Source organism: Reichenbachiella carrageenanivorans (assembly GCF_025639805.1).
In the GTDB taxonomy this organism is placed as follows: Bacteria; Bacteroidota; Bacteroidia; order Cytophagales; family Cyclobacteriaceae; genus Reichenbachiella; species Reichenbachiella carrageenanivorans.
The window spans coordinates 1,439,844-1,460,100 of record NZ_CP106735.1; the positions used below are offsets into that span (position 1 = coordinate 1,439,844).

Sequence of the window (20,257 nt, forward strand, 5' to 3'; positions counted from 1 at the left end):
GAAGGTTATGGTAATAACTAGTAAGCGTTCTCTGTTTTGAACAAGATGGAATAGATGGTCATGACGATGATTTTGACATCGAACCACAGGCTCCAGTTTTTCACATAAAAGCGATCGAGCTTGACTCTGCCATACATTTCACTAAATCTTGAAGTTTCGCCTCTGTACCCTTTGGCTTGCGCTAATCCAGTAACGCCAGGTTTAACAGCATGGCGCTGAATGAAGCGGTCGATTTTGGGAGAGTACTCTTCGTTCAATTTGATCGGGTGAGGACGCGGCCCTACTACTGACATATTGCCTAAGAAAACATTGATGAACTGAGGCAGTTCGTCCAAACTGGTGCGACGAAGGATGGCTCCTGTTCGCGTGACTCTAGGATCATTTTTAGTGGCTTGCTTGGAGTCGGCCTCTTTGTTGACCACCATGGTACGAAACTTCCAGCAGGGAAAGTATTTATTGCCACGACCGTGTCTGTTTTGGATAAAGAATACGGGCCCTGGTGACTCTAGCTTGATCAACAAACCAATCAAAGGGATCAGCCATGATAGGATGAAAATCATTACAAATGAAGAGAACAAGACATCAAAGGTACGCTTGGCCACTCTGTTGATCATTCGGTCTAAAGGAATGGAACTCACATTGAGAACTGGGATGTTGCCATATTGCTGTACTTCCAGTTTCTTGTTGCCCACTTTACTAAAATCAGAGAGTAGCTTGATCGTAATTAGGTTGTTTTCTGCAAAGTCAATTAGGGGCTTGACATCTTGCTCAAATAGTTTGGGTAGGCAGCAAAAGATAACGTCTATGTTGTTTTCCTTGGCATAGAGAGGAACGTCTTCTACTGGCCCTGAGACCTCTGGTTGTTCGGTTTTGTGATCGAAAAAACCTTTGAAAGCATAACCAATTTCAGGGTTGTTTTCTAAATGGCGTTTGAGGTTACGTCCGATGGGGCCATAGCCTACGATTATGATATTTCGCAAGTTATATCCCTTGGTACGGTAAAACCGAAGGATATTGATAAACCCAACTCTCCAACCAATTATTAATATGGAGAATATCAGGTAGGTGTAAAAGAGGTGTTCTCTAGAGTAAAAGTAGGCTCTGGTAGACGCCCACATGGTAAATACTACGGCAAGGTTGATCGTAAGACCGAGGAGAATTTGGGAGATATAATCTACTACGCTACGTTCGCGATCTACCCGATCTAGTTTGGTCACAAAGAAGATAATGATCCATGTGATGTTTAGAAATACGAATAGAAAAGGATAGCGATCGCCCTGAAACCAAAAGGTATTGAACCTGACATAATTGGCTACAAAGAAGCCAATATTCAGAAACAATAGGTCTATGAATAGAAATATGGCAGGAAAATACTTTGAAAATCTCCTTTTCTGCATATTGAGAAAATGCTAGGCTTAGTTTTAAAGCGCTAAGATAGGGAAAAAGGATTAATCATTTGTAGTAGAAACCTAGCTTATATACTTGTTCCAATCCTCAAGGGCTGATTTTAGCGTATATTTAAATTCATACCCTTCAGCTAATGCATTCGCAGGATGAATATATGTTGAGTAATATAGTTTTTGTATTCGTCTATGGTGAATCGAATTGCGTAGCCCGATGGAGTTTAAAAATTCGAACATATATGCTACAAAAAGCATCAATTTATAAGGTAAAGTAACTGTGAGTACCCTCATTTTAAATACTACTTTAAAATCACTAACTATATTTCTCATGCTGGTAGCTGACGGAAAACTAAAGTTGTATATGTCTAGTTTGGTTTTATGTTCTATTAAAAAATGAATAAATCGATTTAACTCATGTACATAGATGTTAGATTTAATAGTTGAAGATTTTCCAACGTATGGGAAGAAACCTTTTTTAAGTGTAAGGAATAAACGGGTAAAGTTTGCATTTTCATTTTCGCCAAATACTACAGCAGGGCGAATGATTTTTAGTGATCTTTCAGGTTTGGATGATCTCCATTTTTCAAGTTCTTTCTCTGCTAATAGCTTTGATATACCGTATGCTGTGTCAGGAGCTGTAACCGATTCTTCGGTTCTTCTAACCTCGCCTGCTTGATGCACCATCATAGTACTAGTGAAAATAATTTTTGAGATGCAAAGATTTTCACAAAGTGTAATTATATTTTTAGTTCCTGTATGATTAGTTGCAAAATATTCTTCCCATTCGAAGCCAGGCTCTTTGCATAGTGCAGCCAAATGGATGCAAATATCAAATGATTTTTCTTCAAAAAACGAAAATAAGTTATTAGACCTGATGTCTATTTGGAGAGTTTCAATTCTTTTGTCATCAATTTTAGAAGGGAGTAAATCAAGGTTAGTGATACTGATGCCTTTAAAAGAAGACAGTAAAAGCTGAATTAGATGAGTTCCAATAAACCCAGAACCACCAGTTATTAATATTTTCAATTCTTTAAATTTTTACTATTAAACAATTTATTATGAAAGTAGAAAGGTAGGAAAAAGAGAAAATGTATAACGGCTAAAATACGATTGCTCGAGTAGATGGTTTCGCGAAAAAAATCATAGTTGGGTCTGATCAATTTCCATCGATTAGCACTGAGAGATCCTTTTGTTTTTCTGTACAACACAGTACTTTCTGGTAATGAATAGGCGTATTTAGTTTTTTTTAATACGTCTAAAAAGTAAGCCCAATCTTGGCGCCTCCTCATACGAGGAAAACGTATGTTTTTCACTACTGAAGTCTTACACATTATTGAGGATGTAAGTATATAGTTGTTAAATTTTAGAAGAGGTCTTCCTATTTTAGATGGTGTAAGAAATAATTTAAGAGGGATACCATGTTCGTTAATGGTAGTGTACCAAGTAAAAGAAAAGCTTACTTTTGGATGATTAATTAAAAAATTTACTTGTTTCGTCAGTTTGTCCTTAACCCAAACATCATCACTATCAAGAAATGCAAGGTACTCACCTTTTACTTGATCTAACCCATAGTTTCTTGCTCTACCTGCACCGACATTCTCGTCTAAATAAATAGGTTTAATACGTTTGTCTTTGGAAGCCCATGATTTAATAATAGATCTACTTTTGTCATTAGAGTTGTCATCTATCAGAAAGAGTTCCCAATTAATATAGGTTTGATTAACAACTGACTGTATGGTCTCATTCAGGAATTGGTCGATGTTATATACTGGAGTAATAATTGAAATTAGAGCTTGTTTATTCATCATCTATTTTCTGTAATGATAGAATTTGTCTGGTGTATCATTTTTTGAATGTCATATTTTTTTGCCGTTCGGCGGTATGCAGCTTCTCCCATTTTTGTAAGATGTTCTGGGCTTAAATCGACCTCCTTAAATAGCTTAAGTAAATTTGTGGTGTTGGGCTCTATTAAGTAGCCTGTTACTTTGTTGTTAATTACTTCCATAGGACCTCCATTGTTGCCAGCAATAGAAATTTTTTTATAGTATGCAGCTTCGGCAAAAACAAGTCCAAACCCTTCAAAATCTTGGTCTGATTCCATAGTGTTTAGCAAAACAAACATATCACATGCGGAATAATAGTAGTCGAGTTCTTTAAAGTCTACAAATCCAGTAAAAAACACGTGCGCTTCAATTTTAAGTTGTTTAACGCGTTTTTCCAACTGTTGTCGATAAGGACCATCCCCAACAATGATATACCTAAGCTGTGGGTATGTGCTAATTAACTTTGGGATAGCTTCAATAACAATTCCTTGTCCTTTTCTTTGATCAATACGAGAAATGGTAAGTAAAACAAGGCTGTCTTGCGAAAGACCTAACCTCTTCCTTGAATTGATTTTGTCTTTGGGTTTTAGATCCTCGAAATGAATTCCATTAGGAACAACTTTTACAGAGTTGGGTTTTAGGTCTTTACAATACTCTAAAACTTTTGTTTTAGTAAAGTCACTCACGCTGATTATTTGTCTAGCAGACTTTAAGACTGTTCGCATGATGGCCATTGTTAGTCTATTGTTCTTGTGACGAGTTATTTCTGCCCCATGGACGGTAATGAAAAGTTTAAAATTAAAAATTCTTTTTAAAAGAAAAACTGGAGCAGCGACCTTCCATGTTGTGGCATATATTACATCAACCTTAGTGGTAGACAGTATCCATAAAACCATTAATGAGAATTGGATAGATTTTACAAATTCAGATTCGATGATGGGTTGAATCCGTTTTACTGGCAAGCGATCAACTTTTGATATTGGAGAGTCTTTAATTGCAAAGCTAAGCACTTGGCAATTTTGATATTTTCTTAACCCTTCAGCTAGGTTTTGTGAATAGTTTTCAACGCCTCCAACTTTTGGAGGATAATCTTTTGCAAGTATTAGTATATTCAATTTGACTTAACTTTTGAAAGCCTACAAAACTAATCACTTTACTAAGGTTACCTCTATATTTAATGCAGGAAAAATCCTTGAAAGAAAAGTATTTTCATATATATTCATGATTCTTGTGTTTAGGTTTATGACCCATTCCATAACGTAATTATGAATGTGAAACCCTTTCTGAAAAGTAATTGTACGTTGAGAAATTGATGAGAATGAGAAGTCAAAATAGTAATTTCTTCCATGAATGGAAGAATGAGTGAAAAAATCAAAGGTTTCAATAGAAAACATTTTTTTATGAGTAGGATCTACGAAATTATTCTTTGAAGTAAAATGAGGTACCCTAATTTTTACTTCTCCTTCTTTTTTTAATATTCTATTTATGTCCTTGAGGATAGGGATGTATTCAGTATGTTCTAAGACATCTTGACACAAGATGTCTGTACATGTTTCATCGTCAAAGGGTAATGGAAGATTTTCTATGTTCCAAACAACATCTACACCTTGGATTTTTGATGAATCCAGATTTGTCCAACCTTTTTTTAAGTCATAACCGCAACCCAAGTTTAGTTTCATTTTTTTTAAACAATTTAAATAATACAAATGACAAACTATATACTACCCAAGGAGTGGGAATGTTTATTGAATAAAATGAAAGCCATTGAATTAGAAAAAATATAATTGTTGAAAGTAATATGATCGACATATATTTTTCATTAGAGGATGATTTATTTGTTATATGATAAAGCCTTCTTATGATATAAATATTGAAAATTAGAAAGCCTAAAATTCCAAGGATACCTGTTTCTACCGCTTGGCTAAGGTAGGCATTATGGATTTGTTGAGTAATAATAAAATATGGGCTATTTCCTAAACCAATCCCTGTGACCCAATGGTTGCGAAACACTTCTATTCCTTGAATAATTGATATTACTCTTACGTATCCTGATTCTGGGTTAAACATTGACATAATTTTTCTGTTTACCATGCCAGCATTTAGTAAATAAAAGCAGATAAATACACCCCCCATTCCAAGAACAAATTTCAAGAAACTTTTTGATCCAATTTGCTTTCTCATCAGCCAGAGCATACAAAATAAAGCAACTATTAAGGAAATAACACCTCCAGTTGATTTGGTGAGTATTATTGCTAACGCATTAGTTGCAGTAAAAATCATGAGCCATTTTTTTGATATCCCTATTGTTCTTCGAAAGGATACGTTTAAAAAGCACATAGTCTGAATTAGAAAGACAAAAGAGAGATAATTTATAAAGTAGAGAGGCTCTCTACTAAGGGAGGAGAGACGAATATCCTCACCATATAGATATTCATCACTTAAAATATAAACGATTGAGCTAGCACTACTGCCAAATATGCTCACCATACAAAATTGATACAGTCCATACAGTGAAAATAATATACTAGAATATACAAGTATTTTAATGCACTGATTAAGCATTTGTTCGGTGAAAGCCAGATTGTAAAATATGAGAACCAAGCACAGATTCAAAATGAACCATACAAAATAAGAATAACTAATAATACCATGAGCCTGCAAACTTGAGCTACCCCCTCTCAGGGGTTCAAAATCTGGGTAGGGCAGGTCATGTGGCATCAAATAAATAGAAATAATAATTGAAATTATCCAGTATATAAAAATGTATGACCCATGTTTATCGAATTTGATTTGCTTTTTATAGCCTAAGATGACGTTTATTGCAAATAGTGAAATTAAAGATAGAATAAGGACTTGTGCAGGTGTCCAATTTCGACCGATTTGGATTTGGATACCATTTGCTGAGATAAGAGCAAATAATAGGAAGGTGAGTGTTTGGATTGGTTGTCGAGTGAAATAGTTCAACTTGTGCTTTTCAATTTGGATTGATTTTACAGAGATATAATTGTACGTTATAAAATTCTGAATAAGACCTTAGATATAAACGCACATAACCTAAGCCTAGCGTTGTATTTCTGCTTGATTAATCTTTCAGCATATGTAGCATAGTCAGGGATTCCAGTCACTTTAAAAAGCACTAAAATTTGTTTTATATGTAGCATATGATAATGAATACTAGCTAAATTTTGTTTTTTTTTAGATAAGTGTGATATGTCGTATAAACTCCAATTATTCGTAATCCAAATATTAAGGTGCTTAGCAAGCTCACGGGACAAGGTTGTAAATAAAATTTTATATTTTTCATCAAACTTACCTAGGTCATAAATACTCCATAGTGCAGTAATATGTCCGTTAAGGACTCCAGAAATATTATCGGATGGATATTCTTCTAAAATAGATATCCTAGGATTTTCAACTTTTCTTAATACACCCCCTTGATTGACCTCAATTTGATAATTTTCTCCCAATTTTTTTGCTTGGGTTAAATATTTGGTATCTTTTTCTAGTGAGTATAAGCGGGTCAAAAGTGAGATCGTTACTCCTAATGCTAAAGCTGAGGGCCATGGTTTATTGATGTTGTATAAGTTTATTGGATAATTTGCCAAAATTGTAGAATTGGAATTTTTATATTGCACAATTCCACTAGTTAATTTTTCAACATGTTTTTTTGATTCGTTCAGCCAATAGTTATTGTTTGTTTTTAAATACATTTGATAAGAGGCCATTCCATATTGGGCTAGTTCAATGTGAGAGTAGGTTAATTTACCATCTTCTCCTATATATTGAGTAATGCCGTTGCTATCTCTTGCTAATTTACATAAGCTTGCTTTTTCGGACATATCCCAAAAATACTCTTCCCAAGTCTCATTGAGGTCATATTGTAAATGCCAATAATCTGTGGACTTAAGAGTAAAGTATTGTAAGACGGTGTTTAATGATTTATACGATTTGGTCGCTGCTTTATTTCTCATTTTATTTAATCGCTTTATTAAAGAGATTATAATACTTTTTTCTTGTTTCCTTATTGTTAAAGTTTTCTTTAACTCTTTTTACAGCATTAACTTTAATTTGATTCATTTCCTCTGTTTCAAAATGAGTGATAATGTGTGCTAGTTTTTCAGATAAGTCGAATGAATCATTTGGTTTAAATAAGAATCCGTCGATTCCATTTTTTATGATTTCAGGAGAACCTCCTAAGTTTGACGCTAAAATGATTTTTCCAAAAGCCATCGATTCATAAATTGTTGTACCTAATGGCTCTGGTGAGATTGAAGCATTAATACAGATGTCAATTTTGTTATAAATTTCGTTAATATTTGATAGAGACCCTGTAAATGAAACGTGTTTTTTGAGAATGTATTTATTTATTTTTTGCTCGATTTGCTTTAAATAATTTTTACCTTCTTGTGTGTCGGTATCTCCAATTACAATAAGCTCAAAATTTTTGATGTTGTTCCTATGAAGTAATCGCAAAGCTTCAATTAGTACAATGTGACCTTTCCAAGGTAAAATTTTCCCAACGATGCCAACTTTGATGGTTTTGGATAAGTTTTTGGGAACTATACTGACGTCCTCCAAATTCAATCCGTTATGAATTGTAATAGTTTTATTTTTATTAAATAAATTCGATATTCTTTTCTTAATGGGTTCGGATACAGTAATGGTTCGAGTTGCGAAAATGCTGGCAATTGAAACAATTGTATTATCAAAAAAATTTGACAAATAATCATAATGCGTCCAAATTAACTTCTTTCGCAATAATAATGCTGTGAATATTGCATAAATTAATCCAAGTCTACCGTTTCCGAAAACTACTTGATAGTCACCTTTTTTTATTAGTGCATATAGTTTTAGGTTTGCTATAATGTATTTCTTGATATAGTCAAATATCCAAAATTTGTTTGAGCTCCTGTTGGATTTTATCATTTCATCAACAGGAAGGAAATTAATTTCTTTGGATCTTAAAAAGTCTGTAAACGTACCATTAGGAGATGCCAGCGTCGGGTCAAAATAATCATTGTCAAAAAAAACTCGATAAAGACAAATTTCTCCACCAGACATAGTTCTTTGAGGAGATACGATAAACACTTTAATTTTATTACTCATTGGAATGATTGCATCACGTTATAAATGGTTTTAGCTGACTTCTCCCAAGAGAATTGGTCTTTTTGATAATTCCCTTTTTGGATGAGTTTGTTTCTCAGATCTTCGGAGTCCAAAACTTTGTTTAAATAGTTAGTTAGTTCCATCTCGTTAGAAGGGTCAAAGCTAAATGCTGCATTACCCACTACTTCAGGTAGGCTTGCGCTGTTAGAGCAAATCACTGGACATCCAAAATGCATAGCTTCAATAGGGGGTATTCCAAATCCATCGATCACCGAAGGGTAAACAAATACGGTAGCTTGGCTATATAGTTTGGCTAGTTCTTTATCTGTAATATGCCCAGTCAATTTAATCCTTTTGTTTTTTTGTAAGTATTGGTTCAATTCTGAGTTGATATCTATTCGTTTTGCACCTATCAATATTAGGTCATATTCATCTGAACATTTTATTTTTTCAAATGCTTTAATGAGAACGAGCGGATTCTTATTTAATGGACCTAAAATGTAGGGTCTTTTTTTACTATTATCTTCATGAATGGCATCTAGGTTTATTTTTTGTAGAATACTAGGAACGGCGCAGCCTGCAACGGAAATTTTTTTATCATTTATTTTAAAGTGTTGTAAAATTTGATTTTTAGAGTATTCACTTACTGTAATGATATGCTGAGCCCGTTTAATTATGAGAGGCATTATACTTCTGTAATAAGCTAAGTTTTTTTTGGTATGGAAATTATGTGTTTTCCAAATTATATCATGAATTACCACAATGTTTCTCGTGAGTAAAGGGGCGAGGTTTTCGAGGTTTAGTAAAAGGTGATCATTTTTGAATTTTTTTCTTATAAAATAGGGGAGTTCTACTTGCTCCCAAGTTATTCCCTCAGACCTTCCCACTTGGTTAGGGTTTAAAAGTTGAGCGGTTTCATGATGTTTTATATCATTATTAGCTATGAAATTAACCTGAGGATCAATAGAGGAAAGCTGTTCTGCAATTTCAATTGCATATCTTGTCACACCCGTAATAGGATGCTGAGAAAGGAACTTAGAATTTACTAGTAATGGCACATTTGTAATTGAAAAGTGAGAATTCAGGATATAAAGAAGATTGTTTATTGCCTAGATAAATGGAGAGCCCCTTTTCTTGAAAGTATTTTTTATTTAAAAAACTTAATAGCTCTGGCATAGTTACAAAATTTTGAGATTTGTCCAAAGTGTGATGTTTTTTGCTTTTTATAGCGCTAATGGTGTGTTGAAGATGTTCTTGCTGCTTCGAGTAACGTTCATTTAAGTAAAAACTCGAGCCGCCGTCTAAATCAATACCACATAGTACAACTTTTTTATAGCCAGAAAAAAATGCAAAAAAAAGAAGAAAGATAAGGGAACCGATCTTTCTTGGAATATACTTAAAACTTCCTTCCTTTATCATTCCTAAATTTTCATACATCTTTATGGATCGTAAATAATCTTCGCAGCTTCGACCTGTCAATTGTATTTCTTTTGCTATGTAGAGATTAGGTTTTAATTCGGGATCAATCAAAGGTACTGTTTCCTGCCAATACCCTTCGAAAATATCCTTTAGAATGATTGGGGTTTTTTTATATGCTTTTTTGTTGGTGTTGAGTAGATTAATTTGTTCTTTTCTGATATTTAGGTTTGATGCACATTCAACACTGTAAAATGTTGGTACATGGTTGTGAATTGGCCAATAATTGAACCCAATACTGTCTTGATCTGAAATTTCTTTCCACTGGGCTGCGGAATAATTATTTATTGAATCACCTGAACCTAAAATAAATATTGTGTCACTGGTTTTATATCTGCCAATTTCTAATTCGGTTAAGTTGGGAAGGTTGTATTTATTTGCAATTTTCTTGATTTTAAGCAATTCTTGAACATAAAATTTGAGGGCGGAGAGCCTCATATATAATTGCTTTGAGTTATTGTATAGAAAATTTATCATTTAACCACTTTGTTAGAGGCTTTTTCCGCATATAGTAGACTAGACCAATGCTAACTATTATCAACGAAGAGTTCATTAATAATGAACGATAATTATCTTCGATGCCAAAATGTACAAAAGCTGAACACAAACTTACAATGTAAAAATAAATTATAAAATTATAGCTGTACGCTTGTTTGAAGAAGTATCTAGAAAAAACAATTACACACAACATGAGCACAAGGAAAGAAATTAGAGTAGAGACCGCTGCAGCCATTATACCAAAGAGAGGGATGTATATAATGTTTAAAAAAACATTTATTAAGCCACTTAATAAGGTCAAAAAAGGGAGAAATTTATTTTTTTTGAAAAAGAAAATACTATTTACAAAGTAGGTGTATATGCCATAATTATAGTATGCTAAAAGTATAATAATGGTAATTCCAATACTGTTTGTATATATATCTGGTGCAAACCACTCAATAACAAATGGAATGATCGATATCCCTATTAAAGTAGCAAATCCGAGGCCGAGTACCCAAATGTCATAGTAATTATTAATTAAAGTGTTGACTTTTCCATTGGTTTCATTCATTAGTGAAAAGTATGTTGGGGTCCAGGCCTTGTTTATAGCAATAATCATATAACTCATTACAGAGGCTAATGTATAGCCAAGGTTATAAATTCCTAAATCTTCCATTGATAGATATTTAGCTAAAACAAACCTGTCTGCAGAGTTATTTAGATACAAGCCAAGTAGGTGGAAGAGGGTTGGAACACCTAACAACAACGATTCTTTTAGATATTTGAATTTGAATTTTGGTTTAAAGTGCTTTAGGTAGCTCGCTCCGTAAATTAGAGCTGAAATTGCTTGAGCAATAATTATCGCAATAAAGTACCCATTAATTCCTTTTTCTTGAAATACCACGAGGAGTATAATTAATGCGGCACTAGTTAAAAATATAGAAGTTTCAATTATTGCTGCTTTCAGGAAATTTTTATGGGCTGTAAAATAGGTGATAGACATTTGATTGAATATCATAAGCACTACTATTCCCAAGGCTAAAAGAGGAGGGAATGAAGGTTCTATTCCTAGTGTATCATGGAATAAAAGCCCTCCTCCTATCCAGAAGATAGCAAAACAGAGTAAAGACTCTAATACTAAAAAAATATTGAGGGTGAATAGTAAAGTTCCTTGATCGATGTTTTTGTCATGAATTAGTCTGGTTTGACTTCCGTGAAAGCCTAGAATTACGACATTGAACATTAGGTTAATGATGACTTGTATATAACCTACTGTACCATATTGAGCTAATGTTAAATGTGCTAAATAAATAGGCAATAAAAAAAAAGAAATTCCTTTTGAGAGGACTGTAGAGATCGTAAATATGAGAGATCCCTTTGCTACTTTATTCATATGAAGGGATTAAAGGTTTGAGATAGTAAGCCTATTAAATACCAGGCTTCTAAATTTAGTTGCTTCTCTTGATTTGTAGTAATAGGTTAGTAGAAGTTCGCCGTCTTTTTCTAGAATGCTTGTATACGCAAAACTTGATTGTGCGTGATTTTCTATATGGGTAGGAGAGCTCCATGATTCACCATTATCTTCGCTAATAGAGTAACTAAGAGGTGTTCTTGCATCAACATTGAGAATTCTTTCGGATGCTGTATTTACTTTTACATTATTCCAAATTAAGATGAGTTGACCAGTTTCTTCAATTCTATATATAGAAGATGGGGATTCTGGGCTGTATAAACCAGAGTCAAAAGCTTCTTCCCAACGCCTGCCGTAATTAGATGATTTTGCAAAATATATAGTACCAAGTTGTGTGCGAATTACAGCCATAAGATTACCATCATTAACCTCTATTATGCCAGGTTCCATTGCTGGCCCAGATACACTTATTTCATTTTCACTTAATGCCCAGGTTTCGCCTAAGTCGGAACTTATATAAAATTTAATTGACTGATTTTTGTATTGGTTTTCGATACTATTAGTGTATGCAAAGGGTACTATAATGTCATTATTTGACAGTTGAATTACCCTATCGTTATTAACAACATGATATAAATGTTCTTTTGAAATTACACGTATGTTATTAGACCAATTTTGCCCGTTGTCTCTGGATTTAATGTAGCAAATTTGTGTCTTGTCATCGCTTATCCGTCGAATAAAAAACATAAGTATATTCCTTGCATCAATTCTTATAAGTGAAGGAGAGAGATTTCTATAATAGTTATCATTCAATACATTTAAAGGCGTTGACCAAGTGATACCATTGTCATGACTATAAGAGGCTCTGATAGTTGCCTTAGAAAAATCAGATTCATTTTCATAAGCTGTATAGCAAAGGAGAAAAGTACTATCCATGAGTTTGATTAAAGAAGCTTCGCTATTTCTATAAAATGTACTATCAGCTTGAATAATAACTGTACCGTTAATGTTTATGTTTTGAGGTGTTATATCTTCGTTTATAGAATTAGTACAACTGCTTAAATAAGTGATAAAAATTAAAAGAAGATAATATCGTCTTGGCTGATTCAACTAGTATTACTTTTTATGCTATTTGAAAATTCATTGATAATATAACTCGTAATTTTTGTGTCGTTTGTTATTCAATATAAGGAAGAACTTGATACAATTAGACATTCTGCTATTTTCCAGTCCAAATATGTGTCAATATCTACGGAATCTAATTCTGACATTATATATTTCTTTTTCTTTTGGAGGTTAAAACCGTCTTTTTTGAAAGTAGTAGCATTGATTATATAAATTGCACCGTTATATTCCCATACTTTAGGGCAATCCTGCCTTCTAATGAAATTACCTTCTTTAGATTTAATTAACATATTATTTTCATCCTCTTCAAATAGAACATAATATGGGTTTGAATCTGTTTCTTTTACAGAAACTACCATATCCAAATCACGAGAATATATGGCCAATGCTTCTTTTATATGGTTGGCATTGCGGAACGGTGATGTTGGTTGCAATAAAATAATTTGCTCAATTGAAATGGCATTATGTTTTTCATAAAAGGATAATGCATGGTCTATAACCTCTTTAGAACTAGAAGTGTCGGTTGAGAACTTTTGAGGTCTAAGAAAAGGTACTTTCAAGCCAATAGTTTCAACAACTTTCTTAATCTCTTCAGAATCAGTGGATACTATAATTTCATCATCATTAAAGACGGCTCTTGCTGCTTCAATGGTATACTGAATTAATGGTTTTCCCTTGAGTAATTTAATGTTTTTTCCAGGGATTCCTCTTGAACCACTTCGAGCTGGTATGATCACGAGTCTATTCATCAAAATTGTATGTGTTTTACATCTTCTTGAGCTTTTGCAAAATCGTCGTGTTTGCCAATATCTAACCAATAACCCCTTAGTGGGTAGCTGATAACTTTGTTTCCCTGATGGATGAGTTCATCCATCAGGTCGGTGGCATTAAAAAAAGCCCCTTTCGGTATTTTACTGATATGTTCTTTCTTTAGCAAATAAATTCCTCCATTTGAGTAATAAGTTATAGTTGGCTTTTCTGCAAATGACTTGACCTCTGTGCCTTCTGTTTTTAATATGGCATAAGGGATTTCCACCTTATAGGGAATTGAAGCGATGGACATATCTGCAACTTGGTCGACAAAATCTTTATAAAAATCCTCAAAATCTATATTGGTTAATAAATCTGAGTTCATTATTAAGACTGTGTCATTTTCTAAATTTTCCACTAGAGCTAAAGCACCGATAGTACCAAGGGCTTGATCTTCTTCTATATAAGAAATGTTTACCCCATGTTTGTCACCACTACCAAAGTAGTCTATCAATTGTTGGCCAAGATACTTTATGGAGATGTTTAAGTTTTTTATTCCAAAAAGATTTAATCGATCAATATTGTATTCGATGATGGGTTTATTATTGACCATTAAAAGTGGTTTAGGAATATTGTCTGTAAGTGGTCTTAGTCGAGTCCCTTTTCCTCCAGCCATGATAAGTGCATCTATGGGCAGGAATGATTTTTTCCCTTTTAAATTAATAAAACTCAACAGCTTATCTGTTTTATCGACAAGTGGGATGAGACTTAAAGCCTTTTTTTTATATGATTTTATTTGTTCAATGGAGTAGTCATTTTTCACTATTTTTGAAAAGTCCATGTTCATGATCTTTTCAACAGATTCGGAAAGTTCTATTCCCCCTAAAAGCCCTCGTCTTATATCACCATCAGTGATTGATCCCAATAATTGTTGATCTTGTCTTATTACAAATATGGTTTGAGAATCTGACATATTTAACCTTTGAAGAGCTTCTCTGACAGAGGACGTATTTGGAATTAAATAATTATCCATGAGATTTTTTAGTGTATATATTTTGGGTTTTGATCTAATACATTGCAAGCACCACAATAGGCACTATATCTGAAATTTTTTTTTGCAATGTAAATGTTCGTAAAATGATACCAAAAGTCTTGATTGTATACATTAGGAATACGAGAAATTCTGCATTGGAAGCCAATACTTAAGTCTTCCCAAGGTAAAAAATTATCAATTACACACATTAAGCTTTCCGTTCGTACCTTGATTCTGAGAATACGTTTATCCATATCAGGGTTGGACATTAACGGTGGGATACAATCTAAATGGACTTGTTCGATATTTGGAGAGGCAGCAGAAAAGTCAATTATGTAATTAGCCCCTATTTGTTCAAAGTTATCGTTGGTTAATTGTAGTACTAGTATAAGATTATCCTTGAAGCCTGATTGTTCAAAATACTTTTTGACACTTTCAGTGTTTTCCTTGTATCCAGATTTATAATTATTGATATAATTTTCAGTGTACGAATGGTCGGTGTTATAAATGCGCTTGCAGTCTCTTGAATATAAAAGAGAGTCATTGCCAAGAACAAGTGTGTCATTCTTGATTGGGTCTATGACCTTGATGTCAGCATATTTTTTGTTAATAAAATTTCTCACTCTTTCAACAGAATTTTTATCATTAGCTTCCTTGATGATATTATCACGTGCAGCGGATTCTGTAAAAAAACCTGCATATGGGTAATATATTTTGGGAGTGGTCAAACCAATTATATCCATGTTTTTCACTAAAATTGCATTTTTATTTCGCTGAATTACTTTATCAATTTCTTCTTTTGAGTAGTCTTCAAAGCAAACAGGAAAGCCAGAAGCACCAGCGGCAAATGATGTGAAAAGTACATCGAGATTTTGAGGAAGTGAAAACGAGTTAATGTAGTTGCTATCGACCGTAAGCAACAATTTTTTGTTTCCAACATTTAGATATAAACCACTATCATCTCTGAAGTCTCCAGATTTTAGAACTGAAAATTGTATATCAACATTTTTAACTTTGTATACATTTTTAAAATCAAGAGGTATTATATTGTTAAATCCAGCGTGTCTGAGCACCTTTTCTGATGATTTACTTTTAAAGTTTGCAGTAACGATGAGTTGATCCTGTGATACATATTCCTTCAGTGTTTCAACATGTAAATGATCAGGGTGATTGTGCGATATATAAATAATATCTGCACTTTTTAGCATGTCAATGGCATCTTCTTTGGGAGGGTATTTTAACCACCAGCCATTCATGAAAGCCGATCCTATCAACCACGGGTCTGTAATAATACTCACTCCGTTGAACAAAATTCTAATACAGGCGTGTGAGATAAAATCTATTTGACATGGATGAATATTTCTGAACAAGGACGGAAATTCTATTGATTCTTGAACATTCTCAACGTAGATGAATTCACTATCCTCAGTGAATTTTAGTTTCGTTTTTTCTATTTCATTGTCATACTTAAGTGTTGTCAAATTAAGCACCCAACCGTGTAATGGACATACTGCATTTTCACCTTTTTGAATTAGTCGGCCTGCATTGTGATCGCAGATATTGTTGACAACAAATACTACTTTTTCATCATGATACATGATGAAATGGTCTCCGATTTTATTAATACCATTCTTCAGCGATTTTTTATCAATGCGGATATCAGCTGTATCTAAACGTTCAGATTTTAAAAAACTCGTGTTTTCTATTTCAATCATAATAAGTCCTTTTTGAGATCATAGCTGAACATCGAGCAATTTTTCAACAATTTTGGCGGTTGCTCCTCCATTGTAATATATATTTTCTGTTTGGAGCTTGGGACTTTGTTGAATTATTATAATTTGTTTCAAAATTTTTTCACTTGAAAAAGGCACATTATTGACATTTTTCCCCATGGTTCTACCTTTTTGACGATCTCCTAAATTAATTACATATTTTCGAAAAGACGCAGCTTCAATAATACCACTCGAGGTATTTCCCAATAGGAATGAGCAGTACTTCATACATGTAAAGTATCCTTGTGTACCAAAATTCTCTATGAGGATAACTCTTTTATGCTGCTCGCCAAATAGGAGTAACTGTTCACGAATGATGTTACCTGCTGTGTCTGCATTTGGCATAGTGATGACGACTTGGTAGCTGTTCAGTATTTGTGATAATGCTGCTATGGCCGCTTGTACATATTCTCGATTCTTTTCTAGGGCTACGGTTTCAGGGTGTATAGTAACTAAAATAGTGGGTATGTTTAAATCAATCTTGAATTTGATGTTAAATTCATCTTTGTTTAAAAGTTTTATAGACTCCAAATTATCTAGACTCAGCGCGCCAACATTCCAAATAAATTTATTATTTTCTGTCAGTTCTTCTACACGTTTAGCATAGACTTCCGTTGCAGTGAAATGGTACTTTGAAAATAGCGTAATGGCATGTCTAAACTTGTCATCTATTGCCCCTAAGGTAGTCTCTCCTCCATGTAAGTGTGCAATAGGAATGTTAAAGGGGACAGATGAAGCTACAGCAGCAAACATTTCATATCGGTCACCCAAACAAAAGACAAGATCAATTTCACGTTGATGATTTTTCCAAAATGCTGCAAACTTCGTCGAAGTTAGACCCATTGAAGTGGCTATGCTTTCCTCACTATCGTTGGCCAGTACAGTATCTATTTCAGCTCTAATTTTGAATCCATCCTCGTAGATATTTTGTATGGTATACCCATGAAATTTGGAGAGGTGCGTGCCAAAAACAATGAGATTCAGGTCGAATTTTCCGTGTGCGTCTAACGCCTTGAGTAATGGTAGGTAGATGCCATAGTCAGCTCTTGAACTTGTTAAAACGAATACTTTCATTTTACTCAAAATCTGTATAGTTCAATATTTCACCCTTGCCTAAGTCTCGGCGCATTTTTTTACCCAATACACTATAGATTTCCATGGGCGATATACCATTTCCAGGTCGAATCATAGTGAGATCACCGAATGCTATCGTGTCACCAGCTGCTAAAGGTTTGTTACAATGAATGCTTTTACGGGCTACTTTCATATTGGCATGCTCTGATGGAGAAGGCATTTTAACGGCACTGCCGAGTGCTAATTCAATATTTCTAATGGCCATCACCATGTCTTTCAATTCTCGTGGTTCGAGCGAAGCTTTATGGTCCGGACCCTCCATGTTTTTGTCTAATGTGAAATGCTTTTCTACAATGGTAGCGCCCTTAGCCACAGCTGCAATAGGTACTTCTATTCCTAGAGTGTGATCTGAATAGCCATAATTAACGTCGAATGCGGCACCAAGTGTGTTCATTGCATTCAAATTTACATCTTTCATTGGTGTCGGATATTCTGTATTACAATGTAGGATGGAAATTTTATGTCTTGGTAGACCAGCTTGAATGAATACATTAAAGGCATTTTCTACGTCACCTATTGTACACATCCCTGTAGAGAGAATAACGGGTTTTCCTATTTTGGCAATTTTTTCCAAATAGGGCAAGTTGGTTATTTCCCCAGAGGGAATTTTGAAAAGATCGATTCCTAAATTTACTAAAAGATCAATACTTTCTAAATCAAAAGCAGTGGACAGGAATTTTATTCCTGATTGATTACAATAATCTATAAGAATTCGGTGGGTATCTACATCTAGTTCGAGCATTTTTAGCATATCGAATTGGGTGTTACCCTTTTTACCGATATTTCTTTGTTGGTACTCTGCTTGCTTTGCACTTGAACTGACTAGTTTTTCTGCTTTGAAAGTTTGAAATTTCACATAATCCACACCAGCTTTTACTGCTGCATCTATTAATTTTTTAGCGAGTTCTATATTTCCATTGTGGTTAACTCCAGCCTCTGCTATGATCAGTGTACTATTTTTCATTTTATCATCTTAATAGGAATTCCCGTATATGTGCCTCTTGTATCAATATTTCTATTTACAAGACTCATGGCACCAACAATAGCATTACTGACTATTTTTATTCCCTGATTAACAATTGTACCACTACCAATAAATGTAGCATTCTTGATGATGCAATTGCCATTTATTACCGTGTTTGTCGAAATGTGATTATGATGATTAATCACAGTATCATGCTCGATAAGCGCTTTAGTATTAATGATATTATTGATTCCAAGTTTCACATTCGCATTGATCAATGCATGATGCATGATGACCGTACCGTCTCCTATGGTTGCCCCCTTACCTATATGGCTTAGTGGGGAGATTATGGTAGGAAAGGTGCCGCCAACACTTTTCACTTTATTATATAATTCAATCCTTGTATTGGCGTTTTTGATGTGCCCAACAGTAATTACAAAATGCTGATATTTCTCTATTAATTTAGGGATATCACTGTCATTTCCAATTACCTTATAGCCTAACACATGAGTTTCATGGAGTTCGGGCTTGTCTAATATACCAACAATATTGAATAATCCAGTTGTCTCGATTACATCAATGACAGCATGACAATGTCCACCTCCCCCAATCAAGACTATATCCTTTTTCATATTTTAACACTACTTGGCACATTTACGATTCGATCTTCTAGCCATTGCGCATTGGTTTGCTCATCCACATAGCAACCAGAAAACATGAACATCTTGTGTAGCAATGTCCAAATAGGACGGCACATAACGCCTGCCTCATTTAATTTAGCAAGAAATAAGTCGCGTTCATCTCTATCACTTAAGCATAGTGCGTTTAGCCAGTAGTTAGAAATGGCATTTGATGGCTCTAAAACAATGTTCAAATCATTTTTTAAACCAAATGCTATATAGTCTTTGGCTAATTGTCGTTTGTTCTCCAAAAACATGGGTAACTGTTCTAATTGCGCGCAGGCCATGGCCGCATTCAGATTGGGCATTCTGTAGTTATATCCGATTGCATCGTGGGTATATTCCCAAGGATGTGATATTTTGGCTGTAGTGGTCCAATGTTTTGCCTTGTTAGCAAGACTTTGGTCGTTGGTGATAATCACACCACCACCACCGCATGTTAAGGTCTTGTTCCCATTAAAGCTAAAAGCTGCTGATTGACCAAATGTGCCTGTATGCTTACCTTTATAGTAACTTCCGATTGATTCGGCGGCATCTTCTACTACCACTATATTGTGTCTATTACATAAACTGACTAGTTCATCGATTCTTATGGGGTGTCCAAATGTATGCATGGGGACAACTGCGCGTACGACTTTACCTGTACGTTTGTTGATACATAAGTCACCTTTTTGTAATGTTTGATTTTCTAAAAAAGTTTTAACACTTTTTACAGAGAGACCCATAGTGTCCCGATCGACATCTAAAAAGACTGGTTTAGCTCCGCAATATGAAATAGCATTGGAAGTGGCAATAAAACTTAAGGATTGAGTGATTACTTCATCTTCCTGTTGTACTCCAGCCAACAATAGACACATGTGTAAGGCAGCTGTACCGTTAGTTGTCGCGACTGCATATTTTGCGCCTGTGAGGCTGCAAATCATTTCTTCAAAGCGATTGACATATTCACCTACCGAAGAAACAAAAGTAGAGTCTATGGCATTCATTACATATTTTCGTTCATTCCCTATAAATCTAGGCTCATGTAGGGAAATAAATTCTTCAGTAGAAGAGAAAGACTTTCGGATAAAGCCAATAAGCGCTTGATACTTTTCCATACT

19 protein-coding genes are annotated in these 20,257 nt (G+C 34.3%); all 19 read right to left on the reverse strand.

Features of this window, described 5'->3' with window-relative positions; all coding sequences use genetic code 11:
- Window positions 1-17 precede the first annotated feature (17 nt).
- Entirely contained in the window at window positions 18-1,397 is a 1,380-nt protein-coding gene (locus N7E81_RS05695; RefSeq protein WP_263052320.1) for an undecaprenyl-phosphate glucose phosphotransferase, read from the reverse strand.
- Window positions 1,398-1,469: 72 nt separating this feature from the next.
- A complete protein-coding gene (locus N7E81_RS05700) occupies window positions 1,470-2,429 on the reverse strand; it encodes an NAD-dependent epimerase/dehydratase family protein (RefSeq protein WP_263052321.1) in 960 nt (319 codons plus the stop codon).
- Window positions 2,426-3,211, reverse strand: a complete 786-nt coding sequence (locus N7E81_RS05705) for a glycosyltransferase family 2 protein (RefSeq protein WP_263052322.1) — start codon at window positions 3,209-3,211, stop codon at window positions 2,426-2,428. The genes N7E81_RS05700 and N7E81_RS05705 overlap by 4 nt, the downstream gene beginning before the upstream one ends.
- The gene (locus tag N7E81_RS05710) at window positions 3,208-4,341 is read right to left on the reverse strand and encodes a glycosyltransferase family 4 protein (protein WP_263052323.1); all 1,134 of its coding nucleotides are present in this window, start codon (window positions 4,339-4,341) and stop codon (window positions 3,208-3,210) included. The genes N7E81_RS05705 and N7E81_RS05710 overlap by 4 nt, the downstream gene beginning before the upstream one ends.
- A gap of 33 nt (window positions 4,342-4,374) precedes the next feature.
- Window positions 4,375-4,905: a class I SAM-dependent methyltransferase gene (locus tag N7E81_RS05715; protein WP_263052324.1), complete on the reverse strand. Its 531-nt coding sequence runs from the start codon at window positions 4,903-4,905 to the stop codon at window positions 4,375-4,377.
- Window positions 4,877-5,506, reverse strand: coding sequence for an O-antigen ligase family protein (locus tag N7E81_RS05720; protein WP_263052325.1), 630 nt, complete (start codon window positions 5,504-5,506; stop codon window positions 4,877-4,879). The genes N7E81_RS05715 and N7E81_RS05720 overlap by 29 nt, the downstream gene beginning before the upstream one ends.
- Window positions 5,507-6,237: 731 nt before the next feature.
- Entirely contained in the window at window positions 6,238-7,197 is a 960-nt protein-coding gene (locus tag N7E81_RS05725; protein WP_263052326.1) for a D-glucuronyl C5-epimerase family protein, read from the reverse strand.
- Window position 7,198: 1 nt separating this feature from the next.
- A complete protein-coding gene (locus tag N7E81_RS05730) occupies window positions 7,199-8,332 on the reverse strand; it encodes a glycosyltransferase family 4 protein (protein ID WP_263052327.1) in 1,134 nt (377 codons plus the stop codon).
- A complete protein-coding gene (locus N7E81_RS05735; RefSeq protein ID WP_263052328.1) occupies window positions 8,329-9,390 on the reverse strand; it encodes a glycosyltransferase family 4 protein in 1,062 nt (353 codons plus the stop codon). The genes N7E81_RS05730 and N7E81_RS05735 overlap by 4 nt, the downstream gene beginning before the upstream one ends.
- Window positions 9,368-10,246 (reverse strand): hypothetical protein, encoded by an 879-nt coding sequence (locus N7E81_RS05740; RefSeq protein ID WP_263052329.1) that lies wholly within the window; start codon window positions 10,244-10,246, stop codon window positions 9,368-9,370. Before N7E81_RS05740 ends, N7E81_RS05735 begins: the two co-directional genes overlap by 23 nt.
- 16 nt (window positions 10,247-10,262) lie before the next feature.
- Window positions 10,263-11,681, reverse strand: coding sequence for an oligosaccharide flippase family protein (locus N7E81_RS05745; RefSeq protein ID WP_263052330.1), 1,419 nt, complete (start codon window positions 11,679-11,681; stop codon window positions 10,263-10,265).
- 9 nt (window positions 11,682-11,690) lie between these two features.
- A complete protein-coding gene (locus tag N7E81_RS05750; protein WP_263052331.1) occupies window positions 11,691-12,809 on the reverse strand; it encodes a sialidase family protein in 1,119 nt (372 codons plus the stop codon).
- A gap of 71 nt (window positions 12,810-12,880) precedes the next feature.
- Window positions 12,881-13,573 carry an acylneuraminate cytidylyltransferase family protein gene (locus N7E81_RS05755; RefSeq protein WP_263053064.1) on the reverse strand — a complete coding sequence of 231 codons (693 nt, stop codon included), beginning with the start codon at window positions 13,571-13,573 and terminating at the stop codon, window positions 12,881-12,883.
- Window positions 13,573-14,607 carry a nucleotidyltransferase family protein gene (locus tag N7E81_RS05760; protein WP_263052332.1) on the reverse strand — a complete coding sequence of 345 codons (1,035 nt, stop codon included), beginning with the start codon at window positions 14,605-14,607 and terminating at the stop codon, window positions 13,573-13,575. Before N7E81_RS05760 ends, N7E81_RS05755 begins: the two co-directional genes overlap by 1 nt.
- Before the next feature lie 8 nt (window positions 14,608-14,615).
- Complete coding sequence (locus N7E81_RS05765; protein ID WP_263052333.1) at window positions 14,616-16,322, reverse strand: MBL fold metallo-hydrolase; 1,707 nt, start codon at window positions 16,320-16,322, stop codon at window positions 14,616-14,618.
- A gap of 18 nt (window positions 16,323-16,340) precedes the next feature.
- Window positions 16,341-17,453 carry a UDP-N-acetylglucosamine 2-epimerase gene (gene neuC, locus N7E81_RS05770; RefSeq protein ID WP_263052334.1) on the reverse strand — a complete coding sequence of 371 codons (1,113 nt, stop codon included), beginning with the start codon at window positions 17,451-17,453 and terminating at the stop codon, window positions 16,341-16,343.
- A gap of 1 nt (window position 17,454) precedes the next feature.
- On the reverse strand, window positions 17,455-18,477 hold the full coding sequence (gene neuB / locus N7E81_RS05775) for an N-acetylneuraminate synthase (RefSeq protein ID WP_263052335.1): 1,023 nt from the start codon (window positions 18,475-18,477) through the stop codon (window positions 17,455-17,457).
- Window positions 18,474-19,109: an acetyltransferase gene (locus N7E81_RS05780; RefSeq protein WP_263052336.1), complete on the reverse strand. Its 636-nt coding sequence runs from the start codon at window positions 19,107-19,109 to the stop codon at window positions 18,474-18,476. Before N7E81_RS05780 ends, neuB begins: the two co-directional genes overlap by 4 nt.
- On the reverse strand, window positions 19,106-20,254 hold the full coding sequence (locus N7E81_RS05785; RefSeq protein ID WP_263052337.1) for a LegC family aminotransferase: 1,149 nt from the start codon (window positions 20,252-20,254) through the stop codon (window positions 19,106-19,108). Before N7E81_RS05785 ends, N7E81_RS05780 begins: the two co-directional genes overlap by 4 nt.
- Window positions 20,255-20,257 lie beyond the last annotated feature (3 nt).

Coding starts and splice junctions, on each gene's coding strand:
- neuB (WP_263052335.1), bottom strand. CDS start 18,477: ATGAAAAATAGTACACTGATCATAGCAGAGGCTGGAGTTAACCACAAT.
- N7E81_RS05745 (WP_263052330.1), bottom strand. CDS start 11,681: ATGAATAAAGTAGCAAAGGGATCTCTCATATTTACGATCTCTACAGTC.
- N7E81_RS05720 (WP_263052325.1), bottom strand. CDS start 5,506: ATGATTTTTACTGCAACTAATGCGTTAGCAATAATACTCACCAAATCA.
- N7E81_RS05715 (WP_263052324.1), bottom strand. CDS start 4,905: ATGAAACTAAACTTGGGTTGCGGTTATGACTTAAAAAAAGGTTGGACA.
- N7E81_RS05755 (WP_263053064.1), bottom strand. CDS start 13,573: ATGAATAGACTCGTGATCATACCAGCTCGAAGTGGTTCAAGAGGAATC.
- N7E81_RS05725 (WP_263052326.1), bottom strand. CDS start 7,197: ATGAGAAATAAAGCAGCGACCAAATCGTATAAATCATTAAACACCGTC.
- N7E81_RS05760 (WP_263052332.1), bottom strand. CDS start 14,607: ATGGATAATTATTTAATTCCAAATACGTCCTCTGTCAGAGAAGCTCTT.
- N7E81_RS05705 (WP_263052322.1), bottom strand. CDS start 3,211: ATGATGAATAAACAAGCTCTAATTTCAATTATTACTCCAGTATATAAC.
- N7E81_RS05730 (WP_263052327.1), bottom strand. CDS start 8,332: ATGAGTAATAAAATTAAAGTGTTTATCGTATCTCCTCAAAGAACTATG.
- N7E81_RS05695 (WP_263052320.1), bottom strand. CDS start 1,397: ATGCAGAAAAGGAGATTTTCAAAGTATTTTCCTGCCATATTTCTATTC.
- N7E81_RS05785 (WP_263052337.1), bottom strand. CDS start 20,254: ATGGAAAAGTATCAAGCGCTTATTGGCTTTATCCGAAAGTCTTTCTCT.
- N7E81_RS05765 (WP_263052333.1), bottom strand. CDS start 16,322: ATGATTGAAATAGAAAACACGAGTTTTTTAAAATCTGAACGTTTAGAT.
- neuC (WP_263052334.1), bottom strand. CDS start 17,453: ATGAAAGTATTCGTTTTAACAAGTTCAAGAGCTGACTATGGCATCTAC.
- N7E81_RS05740 (WP_263052329.1), bottom strand. CDS start 10,246: ATGAGGCTCTCCGCCCTCAAATTTTATGTTCAAGAATTGCTTAAAATC.
- N7E81_RS05780 (WP_263052336.1), bottom strand. CDS start 19,109: ATGAAAAAGGATATAGTCTTGATTGGGGGAGGTGGACATTGTCATGCT.